18 protein-coding genes and 1 pseudogene are annotated in these 20029 nt (G+C 64.3%); 14 read left to right on the top strand and 5 right to left on the bottom strand.

The annotated features are described in order from the left end of the window. The first annotated feature begins 67 nt into the window (after positions 1-67). Positions 68-1054 (top strand): LysR family transcriptional regulator, encoded by a 987-nt coding sequence (locus ASG77_RS08950; protein ID WP_056344090.1) that lies wholly within the window; start codon positions 68-70, stop codon positions 1052-1054. Positions 1055-1180: 126 nt separating this feature from the next. After that, positions 1181-2110 carry an N-acetylglucosamine kinase gene (locus ASG77_RS08945; protein ID WP_056345128.1) on the top strand — a complete coding sequence of 310 codons (930 nt, stop codon included), beginning with the start codon at positions 1181-1183 and terminating at the stop codon, positions 2108-2110. Here the strand turns inward: ASG77_RS08945 and ASG77_RS08940 are convergent. Next, positions 2096-3136: a pirin family protein gene (locus tag ASG77_RS08940; RefSeq protein ID WP_056344086.1), complete on the bottom strand. Its 1041-nt coding sequence runs from the start codon at positions 3134-3136 to the stop codon at positions 2096-2098. The two genes, ASG77_RS08945 and ASG77_RS08940, sit on opposite strands and share 15 nt — an antisense overlap. 230 nt (positions 3137-3366) lie before the next feature. On the opposite strand from ASG77_RS08940, the gene ASG77_RS08935 reads away from it, so the two are divergent. The 6 genes from ASG77_RS08935 (at position 3367) to ASG77_RS08910 (ending at position 9128) form a co-directional block, all read left to right on the top strand. Continuing rightward, the gene (locus ASG77_RS08935; protein ID WP_056344083.1) at positions 3367-4467 is read left to right on the top strand and encodes an ABC transporter ATP-binding protein; all 1101 of its coding nucleotides are present in this window, start codon (positions 3367-3369) and stop codon (positions 4465-4467) included. After that, positions 4467-5177 (top strand): ABC transporter permease, encoded by a 711-nt coding sequence (locus ASG77_RS08930; protein WP_056344080.1) that lies wholly within the window; start codon positions 4467-4469, stop codon positions 5175-5177. Before ASG77_RS08935 ends, ASG77_RS08930 begins: the two co-directional genes overlap by 1 nt. Further along, entirely contained in the window at positions 5174-5920 is a 747-nt protein-coding gene (locus ASG77_RS08925) for an ABC transporter permease (protein ID WP_056344078.1), read from the top strand. The genes ASG77_RS08930 and ASG77_RS08925 overlap by 4 nt, the downstream gene beginning before the upstream one ends. Continuing rightward, entirely contained in the window at positions 5917-6870 is a 954-nt protein-coding gene (locus tag ASG77_RS08920; protein WP_056344075.1) for an ABC transporter substrate-binding protein, read from the top strand. Before ASG77_RS08925 ends, ASG77_RS08920 begins: the two co-directional genes overlap by 4 nt. A gap of 133 nt (positions 6871-7003) precedes the next feature. Further along, entirely contained in the window at positions 7004-8224 is a 1221-nt protein-coding gene (locus ASG77_RS08915; RefSeq protein WP_056344072.1) for a pyridoxal phosphate-dependent aminotransferase, read from the top strand. Positions 8225-8273: 49 nt separating this feature from the next. Next, complete coding sequence (locus tag ASG77_RS08910) at positions 8274-9128, top strand: polyphosphate kinase 2 family protein (protein WP_056344069.1); 855 nt, start codon at positions 8274-8276, stop codon at positions 9126-9128. Between the two features lie 44 nt (positions 9129-9172). Here the strand turns inward: ASG77_RS08910 and ASG77_RS08905 are convergent, their stop codons facing one another. Further along, positions 9173-9391, bottom strand: coding sequence for an exodeoxyribonuclease VII small subunit (locus ASG77_RS08905; RefSeq protein WP_056344066.1), 219 nt, complete (start codon positions 9389-9391; stop codon positions 9173-9175). After that, positions 9372-10697 carry an exodeoxyribonuclease VII large subunit gene (gene xseA / locus ASG77_RS08900; protein WP_056344064.1) on the bottom strand — a complete coding sequence of 442 codons (1326 nt, stop codon included), beginning with the start codon at positions 10695-10697 and terminating at the stop codon, positions 9372-9374. The genes ASG77_RS08905 and xseA overlap by 20 nt, the downstream gene beginning before the upstream one ends. Before the next feature lie 203 nt (positions 10698-10900). Here xseA and ASG77_RS08895 point away from each other — a divergent pair, with 203 nt between their 5' ends. Further along, complete coding sequence (locus ASG77_RS08895) at positions 10901-11764, top strand: hypothetical protein (protein WP_056344061.1); 864 nt, start codon at positions 10901-10903, stop codon at positions 11762-11764. Then, entirely contained in the window at positions 11761-12840 is a 1080-nt protein-coding gene (locus ASG77_RS08890; protein WP_056344059.1) for a 4-hydroxy-3-methylbut-2-enyl diphosphate reductase, read from the top strand. Before ASG77_RS08895 ends, ASG77_RS08890 begins: the two co-directional genes overlap by 4 nt. 16 nt (positions 12841-12856) lie before the next feature. On the opposite strand, the gene ASG77_RS08885 is transcribed toward ASG77_RS08890, so the two are convergent. Next, positions 12857-14065 carry a DNA recombination protein RmuC gene (locus ASG77_RS08885; RefSeq protein ID WP_056344057.1) on the bottom strand — a complete coding sequence of 403 codons (1209 nt, stop codon included), beginning with the start codon at positions 14063-14065 and terminating at the stop codon, positions 12857-12859. Between the two features lie 131 nt (positions 14066-14196). Here ASG77_RS08885 and ychF point away from each other — a divergent pair, with 131 nt between their 5' ends. Beyond that, complete coding sequence (gene ychF, locus ASG77_RS08880) at positions 14197-15282, top strand: redox-regulated ATPase YchF (protein ID WP_056345125.1); 1086 nt, start codon at positions 14197-14199, stop codon at positions 15280-15282. 130 nt (positions 15283-15412) lie between these two features. Further along, positions 15413-15931: a DUF1877 family protein gene (locus tag ASG77_RS21810; protein ID WP_056344055.1), complete on the top strand. Its 519-nt coding sequence runs from the start codon at positions 15413-15415 to the stop codon at positions 15929-15931. 1 nt (position 15932) lies between these two features. Here the strand turns inward: ASG77_RS21810 and ASG77_RS22520 are convergent. Continuing rightward, positions 15933-16079, bottom strand: a pseudogene (locus ASG77_RS22520) (LLM class flavin-dependent oxidoreductase); the annotation flags it as partial. Between the two features lie 131 nt (positions 16080-16210). Here ASG77_RS22520 and ASG77_RS08870 point away from each other — a divergent pair. Together ASG77_RS08870 and ASG77_RS08865 are read left to right on the top strand one after the other, a co-directional pair. Then, positions 16211-17974, top strand: a complete 1764-nt coding sequence (locus ASG77_RS08870; protein WP_056344053.1) for an ABC transporter family substrate-binding protein — start codon at positions 16211-16213, stop codon at positions 17972-17974. 278 nt (positions 17975-18252) lie between these two features. After that, positions 18253-19938, top strand: coding sequence for a peptide ABC transporter substrate-binding protein (locus ASG77_RS08865; RefSeq protein WP_056344051.1), 1686 nt, complete (start codon positions 18253-18255; stop codon positions 19936-19938). Positions 19939-20029: the final 91 nt, after the last annotated feature.

Raw genomic sequence — 20029 nt, 5'->3', positions numbered from 1 at the left:
ATATGCTTCCAATGCATCTTTTAGGCATAATTCATATCCAGAGTGGATCATTTGAAAGGTGGAGCCCATGCACGCGGACCACAAACAGCTGGTGAAGCTCCTGCCGCTCCTCCCCATCCTGGCTGAGCTGGGCCGGACCCAGCACGTCACGGAAACGGCCGAGCTCCTGGGAGTACCCCAGTCCACGGTGAGCCGGGCACTGTCCCGGGCCAGCGCCGTCGTCGGAACAGAATTGCTGATCCGGGACGGACGGGGCATCCGCCTCACAGCGGCCGCACGGACGCTGCTGCCGTACATCGAGTCCGCCCTGACCGAGTTCCAGGCCGGACTGGACCTGGTCCGGCACGAGTCGGACGTGGTTCGGGGGAAGGTGTCGCTGTCCTTTCAGCACACGTTCGGGGAGGCCACCCTGCCCCTGCTCATCAGTGCCTTCCGCAGCCGCCACCCGGAGGCCGGCTTCATCCTCAGCCAGGGGGCGCGGGACACCTGCCTGGCGGAGCTGGCCTCGGGCCATGCGGACCTGACACTGACCGCCCCTGTTCCGGCGGCAAGCAGCACCATCTCTTCGGCGCCGCTCTACCGTGAGCCCCTCCGGCTGGTGGTTCATCACGGCCACCCGCTGGCCGGACGGGACGCCGTCAGGATGCAGGACATCCGCCGGGACCCCTTCGTCGCGCTGGAGCCGGGGTACGGCATGCGGTCACTGACGGATGCCTTGTTCCGCGAGGCAGGCTTCCGGCCGCGGATCGCCTTCGAAAGCCAGGACACCCACACCGCCCGTGGATTGGTCGCCGCGGGACTTGGCGTCAGCATCCTGCCGCCCGGCGGCAATGCCCCGGGGCGCCACATCAGCCCGGAAACCGGCGACCTGGGCTGGGTTGAACTTGGCTTGGAATCCGGTCTGGCATTCCGCGAAATCGGGCTGGGCTGGCGCAGGCGGAAACCCGGCCCCGACGCCGAGCCCGATCCTGTGCGCTTCTTCCGGGAGATGGTCCTGCAGGAGGGCCCGCAATTGCTGGCGGGCCTCGTGGCCGCCCGTTCAGGCAGGGGATAGGCGGCGCGGTGTTGGGACACGGCGGCGTCCGGCGGCGTGGCAGCGATTCGCCGCCAGCGTTTCAGTAGGCTGGGGGACGTGACTGACAGCGAACACCCCCAGACCACAACTTCCGGAGACCACCCGCTGGGCGGCGCCGCGTCCGCGGCCGCCCCGGGTCCCCTCGCGGGGGTCATCATCGGCCTGGACATCGGCGGCACGAAGACCCGCGGCGTCAGGTTTGAGGACGGGGTTGCCGTGGCCGACGAGTCCGCCGGCAGTTCCAACGTCCAGAACGTCAGCCGCGAACAGGCTGCACTGAACCTCGCGGATCTCTTCTCCCGGATCGGCGGCGGCCAGGTGGCCCAGGTGTATGCCGGGGCCGGTGGCATAGACACCGACGACGACGCCGCAGCCCTGGCCGCGCTGATCGAACCCCATGTTCCGGGAGCCAAAGTCACGGTGGTCCACGATTCACGGCTGCTGCTGGCCGCGGGCGGCGCCAGCACCGGCGTGGCCGTGATCGCGGGAACCGGCTCTGCAGCCTGGGGAAGGAACGCCGCCGGCGACGAGGCCCGGGCAGGCGGCTGGGGCTACCTGCTTGGGGATGAAGGCAGCGGCTACTGGCTCGGCCGTGAGGCAGTCCGGCACAGCCTGCGCCGGATGAACCAGGGACTCCCGGCGGACCAGCTGACCGAGGCTCTGCTTGCCGCGTGCGGAGTGGACCACCCCAACAGGCTGATTGCGCTCTTCCATTCCCCGGACACCGGCCGCCGGTTCTGGGCCCAGCAGGCACGCCTGGTGGTGGACGCGGCAGCGGCGGGCCACACGGCCAGCCAGGAACTGCTGGACCAGGCCGGCAAGGATCTTGCCGGCCTGGCTGCGCAGGCCCTGCGGAAGCTTGGAATCGACGGCCCGGTAATTCTCGGCAGCGGACTGGGCATGAACGTGATTCCGCTGCAGGACTCATTCCGGAGCCACCTGGCCGCCGCCGGCGTCTCCGATGTCCGGGTCCTGGACCAGGACCCTGTGTTTGGCGTCCTGAAGCTGGTCTCGGAAGCGTCAGGGGCCCACTGACCGCTTCCGGGGTGTCAGCCTGACGGCAGGCATGATGGGGGCGGGGATGCGTCCGGCTTCGGCGCCCGCATCCGGGCCGTGCCCTTCAACCAGCCCGTAGCGGGCTCCGCGGGCAGCAGCGTCAGGCAGTGCGGCCTGGGCTTCCCAGTCCGCACGGGCCTGCTCCACTTCGTCGTGCGTGCGGCCCACGAAGTTCCACCACATCAGCAGTTCCTCCTGGAAAGGTTCCCCGCCGACCAGGAGGAACCGTGTGCCGGGCAGGGCTTGGAACTCCAGCGCCGAACGCCCCGCACCCAGGTAGCCCAGCGGCCCGGGCGGGACCTCCTGCCCGTCCAGCGTCAGCCCGCCGTCGAGCACCAGGACGGCATGCTCAAAGTGAGCGTTCAGGGGCAGGACGGCCAGGCCGTCGCAGGAGATGTCCGCTCCGATGATGGGGGAGTACATCGTGGCCGGTGACACCGCCCCGGCGAATTCGCCCACCATCACCGTCGCAGTGAAACCCGGCCCCGTCACGGAAGGCAGTTCGCGGTGCTGCTCGAACGCAGGTTCGCGATGGCGTTCCGAATCCGGCAACGCTACCCAGAGCTGCAGGCCGCGCTGCACGGGCAGCGGCGCACCCGCGCCGGGACCTGCATCGGAATCTGGAAGCGCGGCGAACTCGGAGTGCGACACCCCGTGCCCGGCGGTCATGATGTTCAGCTCACCTGGCCGGACCACAACATCGCTACCCACGCTGTCCCGGTGCCGGATGTTCCCCGCAAGCGGCCAGGTGACCGTCTGCAGCCCGGTGTGCGGGTGGGGGAGTACGGACATGGCGATGCGGTCCGGACCGAAACTGTCCAGGAAGCACCAGGCTCCGATGGTGGGCAGGCCGCGCTGCGGGAGCGTGCGCCGGACGTTCATGGCCCGCACGCCGCCCAGCGGAACCTCCCGTTCGGGCCAGAGCTGCAGGCAAGGGCCGGACGTCCCTTCAGGGCCCGCTGGCGGACAAAGTTCCTGTTGCGGAGCCACTTCCAAGTTGGTCACAGACCAACTCTAGGCGCGGGCAGGGCCGGGCGTAAGCGCAGTCCCTTCACCGGGTGATCGAAGGACCCATCCGCGGGCGGCTGTCCAACGAATGGTTACAGTAGGGATTCTCTTGCCCGCATTGCCTTCGGATCCGGTTACGCTGTGAACGGATTGCGTTACCGTAAATGTCAGTGAGCTTATGACCCAACACTGTCCGATGCCGTCCAACAGAACAGGTAAGTCCGGGAATGGACCAAGCCATGATTGAGTTCCAGAGCGTCACCAAGCAGTACCAGGGCGGGCAGCCCGCTGTGGACCAGCTCACCATGTCCATCGACAGGGGCTCCATCACCGTTTTTGTAGGGCCGTCCGGCTGCGGCAAAACCACCTCGCTGCGGATGATCAACCGCATGGTGGAACCGACGTCCGGCGTGATCACCGTGGACGGGCGGGACGTGACCTCGGTTCCAGCCGCGGAGCTGAGACGGTCCATGGGCTACGTCATGCAGTCCTCCGGGCTGATGCCGCACCGTTCCGTGCTGGACAACATCGCCACTGTGCCCCGGCTCAACGGCGTTTCCAAGGCTGAGGCCCGCAAGCGCGCCACGGAACTGCTCGACGTCGTCGGGCTGGCTTCCGCGCTCGGGAAACGCTACCCCTCCCAGCTCTCGGGCGGCCAGCAGCAACGCGTCGGTGTGGCCCGGGCGCTCGCCGCCGATCCGCCCGTCCTGCTGATGGACGAACCGTTCAGCGCCGTTGACCCCGTGGTGCGTGACGAACTGCAGCAGGAACTCCTGAGGCTGCAGAAGGACCTCGCAAAAACCATCGTTTTCGTCACGCACGATATCGACGAGGCAACCATTCTCGGCGACAAGGTGGCCGTTTTCGCCGTCGGCGGCCGGCTGGCCCAGTACGCCACCCCCGAGGAAATCCTCCGGGCACCGGCCAATGATTTTGTGGCGTCCTTCGTGGGGCGGGACCGCGGCTTCCGCCACCTCGGGTTCACCACGTCCGACGCCGTGACCATCCACCCGGTGCCCACGCTCGTGATGAGTGGCGGCCAGTTCGCCGGCGATCCCGCTGCGGTGACCGACTGGCAGCTCGTGGTGGATCCGGAGCTGCACCCGCTGGGCTGGGCGAGGCCGGGGACGGACTCAGAGCTCATCCCGGGCGGGTCACTCTTCCGCCCCGGCGAGACCCTGCGGCGGGCGCTGGACTCGGCCCTTTCGTCCCCGTCCGGCCAAGGTGTGGCGGTGGACGGCGACGGCAAGGTCCTGGGAACCGTCAGGGCACAGGAAGTCCTCGGTGTCATTGAGGAAGCCCGCCAGGTCAGGCAGGCTGCGCTCTGATGGAGTGGTTCCTGGCAAACAGCGGCATGGTCATGGGACTGGCAGGCCAGCATCTGGTCCTGGCCCTCATCCCGATGGTCCTGGGGCTGGTTATTTCCATTCCGCTGGCGCAGTTGGCGCGGACGCACCCGGCGCTGCGGTCCGTGGTGGTGACCGCCAGCTCGTTGCTGTACACCGTCCCGTCGCTGGCGCTGTTCATCATCCTGCCCTCAATTCTCGGAACCCGGATCCTGGACCCGCTCAACGTCATTGTGGCTCTGACCATCTACGCGGTGGCGCTGCTGGTCCGGGCCGCCCTGGATGCCTTTGACTCCGTGGAGGAGGATCTCCGGCAGGCTGCGATCGCCATGGGGTACAAGCCGTGGTTCCGCTTTGTCCAGATCGACCTGCCACTCTCCCTTCCGGTGATGTTCGCCGGGCTGCGGGTGGTCTCCGTCAGCAACATCTCGCTGGTTAGCGTCGCGGCACTCCTGGGCGTGGGAAACCTGGGCATGCTGTTTACCGACGGACTGCAACGGAACTTCGTCACGGAAGTGGTGGTGGGAATCATCGCCATCCTCGTGCTCGCGCTGCTGATGGATGCTGTACTGGTCGTCCTGGAACGGCTGCTGACTCCGTGGACCCGCCCCGCCAAGGCGTCCGGCCCGGCGGCGCCTTCCGCCGCCAGCTACCTGGCCGACGCCAACATCCACACAGGGGCCGCGCCATGAGCAACATTTTTGTGGACACTCTCGCCTGGATTGCCGATCCCCTGCATTGGACCGGCAGTTCCGGCATCCCCGTCCGGCTCCTGGAGCACCTCCAGTACAGCGGGCTGGTCCTCGTGATTGCCGCTGCCATCGCGGTTCCGGCGGGGCTGTATATCGGTCACACGGGCCGCGGGCGCGTGGTGGCCGTCGCGGTGGCAGGTGCGCTGCGGGCTCTGCCGACGCTGGGCCTGCTGGTCCTCTTTGCCCTCCTGGCGGGAAGCAGCCTGATGCCGCCCGTATGGGCGCTCGTCATCCTGACCGTGCCGCCGCTCCTTGCCGGAACATACGCCGGTATTTCAAGTGTCGACAGGACCGTGGTGGACGCTGCCCGGGCCATGGGCATGACCGAGCTGCAGATCCTGTTCCGGGTTGAGCTGCCCAACGGGCTGCCGGTCATGTTCGGCGGTGTCCGAACCGCCGTGCTGCAGGTCATCGCCACGGTGTCGGTGGTTGCCTACCTGCCCCTGGGCGGGCTGGGCCGCTACCTTTTTGACGGCCTGGCGCTGCAGGACTTCCCGCGGATGCTTGCCGGGTCGCTGCTGATTGCAGGGCTGGCCATCGTTGTTGACCTCATCCTGGCCGCGGTGCAAAGAGTCCTTCTTTCGCCCGGCCTCAAAACCGATCTGCGCGGTGGCCAGAAGGCCGCCGCTGATCTCCCAGCTGCCGCGCCTGCGCCAGCTGCCGTTCAAGGAGGTACCCCATGAAAGAAAACACCAGGACAATCCTTACCCGCCGGGGACTGGCTGGCATGGCTGCCGGCGTCGGCCTTGCCGTCGCGCTGACGGCCTGCGGCGGGAGCGATCCATTGGCGACCCCCAGCACCAGCGCCGGAAGCGCCGGCGGAAGCTCGTTGGTGGTCGGCTCGGCTGACTTCCCGGAGAGCCAGATCGTGGCTGAGATCTATGCCGGCGCACTGACTGCGGCAGGGGTCACAGCAACCACCAAGCCCAACATCGGTGCCCGCGAAATCTACTTCAAGGCGGTCCAGGACGGCTCTGTTGACCTCGTCCCCGACTACTCCGGCAACCTGCTCTCGCATGTGGATCCTGAAGCTGCCGAGGTCTCGGCCGACGACATCTACAAGGCCCTGCCGGGAAAGCTGCCCGAAGGGCTGGCTGTCCTGGAAGCATCCAAGGCTGAGTCCAAGGACGCCATGGTGGTCACCAAAGCCACCGCAGAGAAGTACCAGCTGAAGTCCATCGAGGATTTGGCCAAAGTCTGCAAGGACCTGACCATGGCGGCCCCGGCCACGTTCGAAACCCGTGCCTATGGCCTGCCCGGGCTCAAAACGAACTACGGCTGCGAACTCAAGGCCCTGAAGCCCTTCAGCGACGGCGGCGGCAACCTGACCCTGCAGGCACTGCTGACCGACGACGTCCAGGTCGCTGACATCTACACCACCACACCGTCCATCGCGGACAACGACCTCGTGGTGCTGGAAGATCCCAAGAACAACTTCAAGGCCCAGCAGGTCCTGCCGCTCTACAACAAGGCAAAGATGACTGACAAGGCCAAGGACGCCCTCAATGCCGTTTCGAAGATCCTGACCACTGAGGACCTGGTCAACCTCAACCGCGCAGTCAGCGGCAGCCAGAAGCAGAATGCCAAAGACGCGGCCGCCACCTGGCTGAAGGACAAGGGCATCGTCAAGTAACACCTGACTCCACAACGCAAATCACGACGGCGGCTGCCGGACCCGCACGGGCCGGCAGCCGCCGTCGTCCGCCCTACACTTCTGTGTCTGAGGTCTCAACGGAAGTACATCCGTCATATGGCATATTTGATGGATGGCAGAATTCAAGCAGTCCACCAAGCTTCACAACGTCCTTTACGACATCCGTGGACCGATCCTTCAGGCCGCCCAGCAGATGGAGGCGGAGGGTCACCGGATCCTCAAACTGAACATCGGAAACCCGGCCCCGTTTGGATTTGAAGCCCCGGACGCCATCCTGGTGGACATGATCCGCCATCTGCCCCATGCCCAGGGTTACAGCGACTCCCGGGGCATCTTCTCGGCCCGGACCGCGGTCTCGCAGTACTATCAGACCCGTGGTATCCAGAACATCCATGTGGACGACATCTACCTGGGCAACGGTGTCAGCGAACTGATCACCATGTCCCTCATGGCGCTGCTCAACGATGGCGATGAGGTGCTGATCCCCACGCCGGATTACCCGCTGTGGACCGCTTCCGTTGCCCTGGCCAGCGGCAAGCCTGTGCACTACCTCTGCGATGAGGAATCAGGCTGGCAGCCGGACCTTGAGGATCTTGAAGCCAAGATCACGCCGCGCACCAAGGGCATTGTGGTGATCAACCCCAACAACCCCACGGGCGCGGTCTATCCGGAAGAGACGCTGAAGAAGATCGTGGCCCTGGCCGAAAAGCACGGCCTGATCCTTTTCGCGGATGAAATCTACGAAAAGATCCTGTACGAGGACGCCGTGCACATCAACATGGCCGCGCTTACGGGCGACGACGTCCTGTGCCTCACCTTCAGTGGGCTGTCCAAGGCCTACCGCGTCTGCGGCTACCGTGCCGGCTGGATGGCCATCTCGGGCCCGAAGAAGGATGCCTCGGACTACCTGGAGGGCATCAGCCTCCTGGCCAACATGCGCCTGTGTGCCAATGTGCCCGCCCAGCATGCCATCCAGACCGCCCTCGGCGGCTACCAGAGCATCAACGACCTCATCCTGCCCGGCGGCAGGCTGCTGGAACAGCGGAACAAGGCCTACGACATGCTCAACGCCATCCCGGGTGTGAGCACGCAGCAGGCCCGTGGTGCCATGTACCTCTTTCCGAAGCTCGATCCCGAGGTCTTCCACATCCGCGATGACGAGAAGTTTGTCCTGGACCTGCTGCGCGAGCAAAAAATTCTGGTCTCCCACGGCCGCGCCTTCAACTGGGTTCGCCCGGATCACTTCCGGATGGTCACGCTGCCGCTGGTGAAGGACCTTGAGGAGGCAATCAACCGGATGGGGGACTTCCTGAGCAGGTACAAAGGGAACTAGCCTGTGGTGACGCGCCCTTCGGCGCGGTAACTGCGGACAAAGGAACGCCATGGCCGGCTTGGTTGAGTTCAAGCAGCACCCGTCCCAAACGCTGAAGGTGGGGGATGGCTTCACACTGGCGGATGTTGACCCGGATTCCACCCCCGGCTACACCGGCAACAAGGTTGACGGCCAGGCCCTGTTGGCGGACCTGGACGGGAAACTGGCCCAGCTGCAGGAGCAGCTGTTCGCGGAGTCCCGTTTCGGCGGGAAGAAGCGGATCCTTCTGGTCCTGCAGGCCATGGACACGGCAGGCAAGGGGGGGATCGTCAACCACGTTATGGCCACCATGGATCCGCAGGGTGTCCAGTTCAAGGCCTTCAAAGCCCCCACGGAGGAGGAAAAGTCCTACGACTTCCTCTGGCGGATCGAGAAGGCTGTCCCGGCAGCGGGCATGGTGGGGATCTTCGACCGCTCCCACTATGAGGACGTCCTGATCCACAGAGTCCACAACTGGGCGACGCCCGACGAACTCAAGCGCCGCTACCGGGCCATCAATGAGTTCGAGGGGCGTCAGACCGATGCCGGAACCAAAATCATAAAGGTGATGCTCAACATCAGCAAGGATGAACAGAAGTCACGGCTCCTGGCCAGGCTGGACAACCCCGCCAAACACTGGAAGTACAGCAGCGCCGATTTGAAGGAGCGGGCCTTCTGGGGCGATTACATGGATGCTTACCAGGCTGCCTTCGAGAACACCAGCAGCGAGGTGGCCCCATGGCACGTGGTCCCGGCCAACAAGAAGTGGTTTGCCAGGATCGCCGTCCAGCAGCTGGTGTTGGCGGCGCTGTCAGACATGAAACTGGAATGGCCCAAAGCGGAGTTCGATGTGCCTACTGAACGCGAACTGACAGAGCGGTCCTGACGCCATCAGCTGAGCCGTCCGGTTGTCCCGCGATGAAGGGCTGGTCAGAGCGGCTGGTCGCGGGCGGCAGCGAGCCGCTTGCGGGCGCCCTCCAGCCACTCCTCACAGCGCTTTGCCAGGGCTTCGCCGCGTTCCCAGAGTGCCAGGGATTCCTCAAGGCTGGCGCCGCCCGCCTCAAGCTTCCCCACCACTTGCACCAGCTGTTCGCGGGCTTCCTCATAGCTCAGGGCTTCGATTTCCGGGTCAGGCTTTGTCTCGGGCATGTGCTTCTCCTTGTTGAAGTTCCCCAGTGGATGTGGCGCCGAACAGGCCCTGGGCGACGCGTACGGACAACGCAGTTCCCGACGGCGCCTCCGACGGGTCGCGGACCACAGCGTGGCCGGCAGCTTCAGTGCCACGGGCCGGCCGGCCGTTGGCCAGTTCGACGACGGCGTAGCCGCGGTCCAGCGTCTTTTGCGGTGACAGGGCACGGACCTGGGCCTGTAGGTGAACCAGCTGGTCAGCCGCCCGCACCACCGTTGAACTGACGGCGGCCGATGATCGTCTCAGGAGGCGTTCGATTTCCTCCGCGCGTCCGGTGACCATTGCTTCGGGGGTGGCCAGAACCGGCCGGGAATGGAGTGCAGCCAACCGGTCCGATTCCCTGTCCACCAGCCTGCCGATGCTCCTGCGCAGGTGCTCGCGTGCCTGGCGCACTCCGGCGAGTTCCTCCGCAACGTCAGGCACGATCCGCTTGGCAGCATCGGTGGGAGTGGACGCGCGGAGGTCCGCCACGTCGTCGAGAAGGGGGCGGTCCGCCTCATGTCCGATGGCGCTGACCACCGGGGTAGCCGTAGCCGCGACGGCACGGATCAGTTCCTCGCTGTTGAAAGGCAGCAGGTCCTCCAACGCTCCGCCGCCCCGGGCGATGACAATGACATCCACGTCAGGGCGGCCGTCCAACTCCTGAAGGGCGCGGATGATCTGCGCCACCGCGGTGTTGCCCTGCACTGCCACCTCCCGGATCTCGAACTCGACGGCCGGCCAGCGCAGTGCGGCGTTTTGGACGACGTCCTTTTTGGCGTCGGAGTCCCGTCCGGTAATCAGGCCAATACGGTGGGGGAGCAGCGGCAGCGGCTTCTTCCGTGAATCGGCAAACAGCCCCTCGGCGGCGAGGGCCTGCCGCAGCCGTTCGATCCGCGCCAGAAGATCGCCAAGCCCTACAGGCCTGATGTCCCTGACCTGCATGTTGAGCCGCCCGGTCTTCAGCCAGAACTCCGGCTTGAGCAGGGCAACCACTCGGGAGCCTCGCTCCAGGGGCATGTTCTGGCGGTCCAGAACCTTGGTCCAGACCGACGCCGGCAGGGAAACCTCCGCGTCCACGTCCCGGAGGGTGAGGTACGCGTTGCCGCCGCGGCGGTTCATTTCTATGACCTGGCCTTCGACCCATGCGGACGGGGTGCGGTCGATATGGGCTTTGAGTTTCTGCGACAGTAACTGCAGCGGCCATGGATTGTCCGGGCTGGTCTCAGCGGCCGTGGCAGGCAACGTGGTGGCAGCTGTGCCCGGCAGCGCAGCCTGTTCAGACATGTCCGCTGCCCCGGGAAACTGTGGGTGGCGGCATGGTGGTCCTTTGTTCGGCAGGTAGCGGTTCGTGCTTGGATGGCGGCCGTCAGTGGGCTGGCGGTTGCCATTCAACCTTATCCATAAGCTGTATCACCCGAGACTGACATTCTTTGTCCAGACACCAGCCCTATGATGGCTGTGCTGCCGCCCACCCGTGAGGACCCGTTTTGCGCACCTTCGTTTCAGCCATCGCCGTCGTCGTGGGCGTTTTGCTGTCCGCCCTGGCCGTACCCGCCATCTGGCTTGACCGCAACGTGGTTCAGGAGGATGGCTTTGTGGCACTGGCCGCTCCCCTGGGGCAGGACGCAGAATTCCAGCAGCGGCTCGCCGCGGCCGCTGTGGGCACCATCGATACAGGGGCCATCCCGGACGCCCTGGCAGGTCTGGTCACGCCAGTGCTTGAGGCGGCTGCCGGTTCCCTCACAGCCTTGCCCGGCTACCCGGCGGCCTGGGAGGAAACGCTGCGGAAGAGCCACCGGCTCAGCTTCGCCGCACCCGCATCGGTTCCCGCCGAACCTGACTCCCCGTCGTCGCTTACGTTGGACGTGGCACCCCTGGTGGCGCTGGCGACGGAGGAGCTCGCACTCACCACCGGACTCCCGCTGACTTCGCCGGAGCAGACGCTGGTCAACGTCGGAGAGCCTGAGCAGCGCCAAATGGTCGGGAGGGTGTCCGCCTACGCGCCGCTCGGCTACTCCCTTGCCATCGGAGCGGGAATCGCCTTTGCGTTGGCCCTGGTTTCCGCCCGCCGTCGCTGGTCAGTGGCTTTCGCTGTGGGACTTGCGGCGCTGGTACTGGCCGGCCTGTGGTCTGCCGGCTCGCAACTCGCGAGGGATGCCGTCATGGGGGTGGCGAGCGGCAATGGGCTTTCGGATATGTTCAAAGATGCGTTTGTGGAGGCCGCTTCCAGCAGCTTCCAATCCTGGGTCGGTGGTGCAGCGATAACCGGCGGTGTGCTGGTTGCGGCGGCCCTTGTGATCCGGATCGCCTCGCCGGGGCGGCGGCCCCAACCCGGTAGCATGGAGGGATGACTTCCTCAGCTGTGTCCCTCTCGATGCCAACTGTCCCGCGCAGGCGGCGCTCGCCTGAGGAGGTAGCCGCCGCGGCTCCGGTGACCGGTCCCAAAAAGGTACTCCTTGCTGCGCCCCGCGGCTATTGCGCCGGTGTGGACCGAGCCGTGATCGCTGTCGAGAAGGCCTTGGAACACTACGGTCCGCCGGTTTACGTCCGGAAGCAGATCGTGCACAACGTCCACGTGGTGAGCTCGCTGGAGGCCCAGGGCGCCATCTTCGTCGACGAGACGGACGAGGTCCCAGAAGGCGCCCTGGTGATCTTTTCCGCCCACGGGGTATCCCCGGCCGTCGTCCAGTCAGCCGAAGACCGCGGGCTTCGCACCATTGACGCCACCTGCCCGTTGGTGACAAAGGTTCATAAGGAAGCCGTGAGGTTCGCCAAGGACGACTTCGACATCCTGCTGATCGGCCACGACGGTCACGAGGAAGTTGAGGGCACCGCGGGCGAAGCCCCGGAACACATCCAGATCATTAACGGTCCCCATGAAGTGGACAAGGTAACCGTCAGGGATCCGGAAAAGGTCATCTGGCTGTCCCAGACCACCCTCAGCGTGGACGAGACCATGGAAACGGTCCGCCTGCTGAAGGATCGGTTCCCCACCCTGCAGGATCCGCCCAGCGACGACATCTGCTACGCCACCACCAACCGTCAGGTGGCCATCAAGAAGATCTCCCCCCAGGCTGAGCTTGTCATTGTGGTGGGATCGGCCAACTCCTCGAACTCGGTCCGCCTGGTGGAAGTCGCGCTGGAGTACGGTGCCAAGGCCTCCTACCGTGTGGACTTCGCCAACGAAGTGGACGAGGCGTGGTTTGAAGGCGTGGCAACGGTCGGAGTCACATCCGGGGCTTCTGTACCTGAGATCCTGGTCACGGACGTCCTGCGACTGCTGGCCGACTACGGCTATGGCTCCGTGGAAGAAGTTGTCACGGCCGAAGAAGACCTCCTTTTCTCGTTGCCTAAGGAACTCCGCGCAACCCTGAAGGAAGCCGGAGACGTCAGCCGGGCGCTCGGCGGCCGCCGCTCCCGCAACTGACCGGTCTCCGGCAACGTCAGGCGGCGGCTTCGTCCTGCTGAAACTCCGGGGCCGCCAGCGTGCGCGGCGTGACCTCGAGTGCCGGCGGGGTGAGCAGCCCGGATTCATCCATGGCATTGAGCTTCCGTGCGGTGGGCAAGATCCGCGCTTCCAGGGTGCCGATCAGGGCGTTATACCGGTCCACCGAGGACTTCAGGGACGAACCCAGCTTGCCCACGTTTTCGCCGAGCGTTCCCATGCGTTCGTACAGCTGGCGGGCGAGGTCGAACAGTTCCCGCGCACTGTCCGTCAGCACATCCTGGCGCCATGTGAAAGCCACCGATTTGAGCACTGCGAGCAGCGTACTCGGCGAGGCAAGAACCACATTCCTGGAAAGCGCGTGGTCCAACAGCGTCGCATCGGCTGTCAGGGCGGCGGCCAGGATGGATTCGGCCGGCAGGAAGCAGATCACCAGCTCGGGGGAGTTCCCGGTGATGTCCCAGTACTTCTTGTTGCTGAGCGAGTCCACGTGGGCCCGCAGCGCCTTGGCGTGGGCGGCCAGCAGGGATTGCTGGCTGCCGGGATTCCCGGTTATACCCGTTTCCTGACGCGCACCCAGCTCCTGGGCCTCCAGGTACGAGGACAACGGAACCTTCGCGTCCACCACCAGCTGCTTCTGGCCCGGCAGCTGGACGACGAGGTCGGGACGAACCGCTGAATCGGCCCCGCCACTGTGGACCTGCTCCAGGAAATCCACGTGCTTGAGCATGCCCGATGCCTCAACCACGCGGCGCAATTGAACTTCGCCCCACTGTCCACGAGCACTGTTGGAGCGCAACGCTGACTCGAGGGCGTGCGTGGACCGGATCAGCTGGGCATCGGAAAGCCTGGCCTCCTGAAGTTGTTGCGCGAGCTGGCCGTACTGTTCAAGGCGGTCGCGTTCCAGCAGGGCCACCTGCTGCTGCACAGCGGTCAGCTTTTCCGCCACGGGGGCGAGTGCCCGGAGGACGCTCCCGTCCTGGTTGCGGGACTCGCCGAGTTCCCGGTTCTGCATCGAGAGCAGGCGGCGCTCCGCGTCCGCGGCGGCGAACTGCGCGCTGACCTCGGAAAGCCGCGACGAGACGGCGTCGAAGTCCTCCTCCAGGGCACGACTGTGCCGGCGGAGGGAAAAGTAGGTGGCGGCGGCGCCGGCGACGGCACCCACCAGCAGCATCAACAGGGCAAGAATCAGGGCTAAAGCATCCATATCCTCACTGTGGCATGACCCTGTGACAATTTACGGAAGCGACATATTCGACCACCCGTTCCACCACGGTGCCGACACTGCGGGGGACCGCCTGGGGCCCATGTGTCCGGCAACCGGTAGAATCAATGCTCGTGGCTCTTACTATTGGCATCGTCGGACTGCCCAACGTCGGCAAATCAACTCTTTTCAACGCACTGACCCGGAACCAGGTGCTGGCTGCGAACTATCCGTTCGCTACCATCGAACCCAATGTCGGCGTCGTGAACCTGCCGGATCCCCGGCTCCAGCAGCTGGCCGATATCTTTGGCTCGCAGCGGCTCCTTCCCGCCCCGGTGTCCTTCGTGGACATCGCCGGCATCGTCAAGGGCGCATCGGAGGGCGAAGGCCTGGGCAATAAGTTCCTTGCCAACATCCGTGAGGCCGAGGCCATCGCCCAGGTGGTCCGGGTGTTTGATGATCCCGACGTCATCCACGTCGACGGCAAAGTGGATCCCCGCTCGGATATGGAAACCATCAACACCGAGCTGATCCTTGCTGACCTTCAGACCATTGAGAATGCCATTCCCCGGATCGAAAAAGAAGTCAAGATCAAGAAGCGGGAAGCCGCCGAGCTGGCAGCCATCAAGGCCGCGCAGACGGTCCTGGAACGCGGCGACACAGTCTTCTCCTCGATCAAGAGCGACAAGCTGGAGATGGAGCACCTCAAGGAGCTCAGCCTCCTGACCGCCAAGCCGTTCATCTACGTCTTCAACGCCGACGAAGGCATCCTGGGCAGCCCGGAGAAACAGGACGAGCTGCGGGCCATGGTGGCTCCGGCGGACGCCATCTTCCTCGATGCGAAGCTCGAATCCGACCTCGTGGAGCTGGACGAGGAGGAGGCGCGCGAAATGCTGGAAATGAACGGCCAGGACGAGTCCGGCCTGGACCAGCTGGCACGCGTCGGCTTCCACACCCTGGGCCTCCAGACCTACCTCACGGCCGGTCCGAAGGAAACACGCGCCTGGACCATCCACCAGGGCGACACCGCGCCGCAGGCCGCCGGCGTCATCCACAGCGACTTCCAGCGCGGCTTCATCAAGGCAGAAGTGGTTTCCTTCCATGACCTCATCGAGGCCGGGTCCATGGCGGAAGCCAAGTCCCGTGGCAAGGTACGCATTGAAGGCAAAGAGTACGTGATGGCTGACGGCGATGTAGTGGAGTTCCGCTTCAACGTCTAGCCCCATCTACGAGAATCGCGCCTTGTCACAGCCTGGGCGCGATTTTCGTGCACTCATGGTGGCGTACTGGTTATCCACATATCCGAATGTGGCGGTTACATGCAGCCCGCAGTCCGGCGATGCTTGGCGAATGGGAATCAGATACTACGCGTACGCATTCGACGGCAACCTGACCGATCAAGCGCTTGCCGATCCTCTCAGCTTTCTCTCCGATGATCCGCTCGCCGATGCATGGGGATTCGAACATGGCGCCACGATCAGCACCCCGACGTTTGAGCAAGCGGTGCCTAAGCGGGACATGCTGTACCTCGACAAAGCATGGCGGCATTTGCAGTGCCTCACTGCACCGGCGGAACCAGGCCTGATCGCCCGTCGTGCCTATCGGATGTTCGAGGGCGCAGTGGTCATGAACGACATGGGTTGTGAGCCTTGGGTGCGGACATTAACCCCACCGGAGGTTTTGGCTGTCGCAAGGGACCTCGTAGATTTCTCCGACGAGTACGTGGAGTCGCGGCTGCGGGAATCGCATTGCTTCAATCGGGACTTTGAGGGTGAGTTCGACTTTGTCGTGAGCTACCTTCGGCAGGCGCGAACCTTTACGGCGAACCTCGCTGCCGAGGGACGCGGCATGGTCTACCTGATCGGATGACGCGCAGCCAGGCGCTGTCGAATCCAAGCCGTTCGCCACGTTCGAAAACCTGCAACGTCGATTCGTGACCCGCGGCCGGATCCGCCGGATCGAACAGGCCAATCGTGAGGAATCCAAGCTTGCGTAACGGTCGCGAGGAGTCGGGCATAGGTTTCCTTCAAGGATCGGTGTGCGGCTGATGCTCATGATAAGCCGACATTGGCCGACGCCCCGAACCGCTAGAATTCAAGGAAAACACGGACATTCAACGTCTGATTCCGGACAGGCAAAGGAGACGGCATGCCCCTGAGGCGTCTGATTCAGGTCATCACCGGGGCCGTCGCTGCGGCGCTGGTTATCTCGGGGTGCTCCGCTTCGGGGGGAGCGCCTCCGGTGGTGGTCGGTGAGACGAAACGCGGCGGCAGCGCCACCGTCGCCGAGGTGAATGCCTTCACGTCCTTCAACCCCTTCAGCGCCGACGGAAACACGGACATCAACACCAAGATCGGCCACATCACCCATTCGGGGTTCTACTACGTGGATGACACCGAAAAAGTGGTCCGGAACGAGAAGTTCGGCCGGTACGAAAAGATCTCCGACAAGCCGCTGAAGGTGAAGTACACCGTCAATGAGGGTGTGAAATGGTCCGACGGCGAGGCCATCGACGCCGGCGACCTCCTCCTGTCCTGGGCAGCCGGCTCGGGCTACTTCGACGACGCTGAACCCCGGGCGGGGACCGGCACTACGTACTTTTCGGCTGCAGCTGACAAGACAGGCCTGGCGGCCACCGCCCTCCCGGAGATCGGCAGTGACAGGCGTTCCATCACCCTGGAATACGCTTCGCCTTACGCTGATTGGGAAGTAGCGTTCGACGTCGGGCTCCCCGCCCATGTTGTCGCCGCCAAAAGCGGCCTCAACGACGAAGACGACCTCGTGGACCTGATCAAGAACTCGCCCCGGGGCGACACGGAACAGCCGTCGGTCAACGCCCCGCTGAAGCGGGTCAGCGACTTCTGGAACTCAGGCTTCGACACGAAGACTCTGACCGATGATCCTGCCATGTACCTTTCCAGCGGCCCCTACATCGTCAGGGACATCGTTCCGGACGCCTCGATCCGGCTGGTCCGGAACAGGGACTATGTCTGGGGGCCGGAGCCCTACCTGGATGACATCACCGTGCGGTTCACCGGTGCCGCGTCCACCGCCATTGCCGCGCTCAGGAACGGCCAGGCGGACATCATCGCCCCGCAACCCTCCGCCGGTACCGAAAGCCTCTTCGATGGACTGGTGGAGCAGGGCAACACCGTCCAGCGCTACAGCCAGTCCGGCTACGACCACCTCGATCTCAACTTTTCAGGACCGTTCGCCAACAAGGATGTCCGGGAGGCGTTCCTAAAGACTGTTCCGCGGCAGGAGATCGTGGATGACGTGGTGGGCGGATTCGTCGCCGACGCGAAACCCCTGGACTCACACGTCTTCCTGCCGCCCCATCCGAAGTATCCGGACACCGTGAAGAACAACGGTTCGGCCGAATACGCCGACCTGGACATCCAAGGCGCGAAGTCGCAATTGCGGGATTCTGCTCCGACGGTCCGCATCCTGTACAACAAGGACAACCCCAACCGGGTGCGGGCCTTTTCCCTGATCCGCGACTCCGCCCGCCTCGCCGGATTCATCGTTGAAGACGCGGGCCTCGGCAGCTCGGACTGGGCGAAAGCGCTCGGCGGCGGCAGCTACGATGCCGCCATCCTCGGCTCCATCGGACCCGGGGTCGGCGTCAGCCGCGTCCCGCAAATCTTCAAAACCGGTGGCGGCAGCAACTTCAACCGATTCTCCGACGGCGACGCAGACAAAGCCATGGAGCAACTGTCCGGCATTACGGACCTTGCAAAGCAGGACGAACTGTTGGCCGACATAGACAAACGCGTGTGGGAAAGCGCCTATGGCCTGCCGCTGTACCAGACCACTGGAACCGTGGCTTTCAGCAGCCGCGTGACGGGCATCAAGCCCAGCTCAGGCCCTTTGGGCGTCTGGTGGAATGTCTGGGAGTGGCGCCTGAAATAGGCCGTCCCGGGGGCTTGTCGCCGTTCTGGGAGCCCGTCCCCGTCCTCGGTTCGCAGCATCCCCTACCAGCGAGTAGCATGTGACTTGCGCAACTTCCGAGCGCCGGCTAGTTATTGGCGGTTAACTGGTTACGGTTTGACAACGGAGTACCAGTATTTGGACTTTGTGCGGTTAGGCTACTCGTATATGTAGGCCACGTCACAGTGAGAACCTGTGATGAGCCTGCCGGGGAGCAAAAGATTTCCCCTGAATATCTCCCACAACTCATAGGAGGCGGAATGCGTTTCACGCGCACTTCCAAAGCACTCGGCATGGTGGCGATCGCTGCCCTTGCCCTGACCGGCTGCGGCGCTGGAGGCGGCAGCAATGACGGTGCCAGCCAGTCTGCCGGCGATCCCAACAAGGTCATCACTGCCTACAACAGTGAGCCCCAGAACCCCTTGCTGCCCGCAAACACTAACGAAACCAACGGCGGCCGGGTTGTTGAGCTGCTCTTCGAGGGCCTCCGCGCCTACGACCCCGATGGCAAGCCGGTAAACGCCCTCGCAGAGTCCATTGAGTCGCCGGATGCCCAGAACTGGACCATCAAGCTCAAGCAGGGCCAGAAGTTCACCAACGGAGAAGCGATCACCGCCAAGACGTTCGTTGATACCTGGAACTTCGCCGCGAACTCTAAGAACCTGCAGAACAACGGTTTCTTCTTCGAGTCCATCGACGGCTATGCCGATGTCTCGGCAGTGACCACCGAGAAGTCGGCGGACGGCAAGACCACCACCACGCCGGCGCCCACCGCCGAAACCATGTCCGGCCTGAAGGCCACGGATGACTCCACCCTTACGGTGAAGCTCGTGCAGCCAGAGGCTGACTGGTCGCTCCGACTCGGGTACTCGGCGTTCTACCCGCTGCCGTCCGCAGCGTTGGCGGATCCGAAGGCCTTCGGCGAAAATCCGGTAGGCAACGGCCCGTACAAGTTCGAAAAGACCGGCGCCTGGGTCCACGACCAGTCGATTTCCCTGGTGAAGAACGCTGACTACAGCGGTCCACGCGCAGCGAAGAACGGTGGCGTGACCTTCAAGTTCTACACGGACCCGAGTCCTGCTTACACGGACATTCAGGCCGACAACCTGGACATCACCGACGTGCTGCCATCCAACGCCACGAAGACCTTCGCGACGGACTTTCCGGACCGCAACGCCAGCAAGGCCGTTGCCACAAACGGCACGCTTAACATCCCCGGCTACAACGTGAACTTCCAGGGCGAAGCCGGCAAGCTGCGCCGCCAGGCTCTCTCCCACGCAATCAACCGCGAGGAAATCACCAAGGTGGTCTTCAACGGAACGCGCACGCCTGCCAAGGGCTTTGCCCCGCCGGTCATCGATGGTTTCAAGGAGAACATCCCGGGCAGCGAAGTCCTGAAGTTCGACGCCGCCAAGGCCAAGGACCTGTGGGCCCAGGCTGAAAAGATCCAGCCGTACGACAACTCCAAGCCGCTCCAGATTGCCTCCAACACCGATGGCGGACACAAGGAGTGGATTGATGCCGTGGCTAACGGCTTCAAGAACAACCTCGGCATTCAGGCTGAAATCCAGCCCTTCGCCAAGTTCGCCGAAGTCCTCAACCTGCGCAAGTCCCAGTCCCTCCCGGGCCTGACCCGCGCCGGCTGGCAGGGTGACTATCCGTCGCTCTACAACTTCCTCGGACCTGTCTGGGCAACGGGTGCATCCTCCAACTACGAGAAGTACTCGAACCCTGAGTTCGACAAGCTGCTCCAGGAAGGCCTTGCCGCCAAGTCCACCACTGAGGCGAACGATAAGTTCAACAAGGCGCAGGAGATCCTGTTCACGGACCTCCCCGGCCTGCCGCTCTGGGATTATGCAAAGCCGATTGTGTGGAGCAACAACGTTGTGAAGGCCGAGACCGGCTGGAACGGCGGAGTCCTGTACTACAACATCACGGCCAAGTAATCACCACGATCTAACTTGCCGACAGGCGCATTGGGGGTCCGGTCAAAAGCCGGGCCCCCATTGTCCTGTACGGCAGGAAGGCACAAATGAA

Source organism: Arthrobacter sp. Soil762, assembly GCF_001428335.1.
Taxonomy (GTDB): Bacteria; Actinomycetota; Actinomycetes; order Actinomycetales; family Micrococcaceae; genus Arthrobacter.
This window is presented reverse-complemented; position numbering and strand designations above follow the sequence as displayed.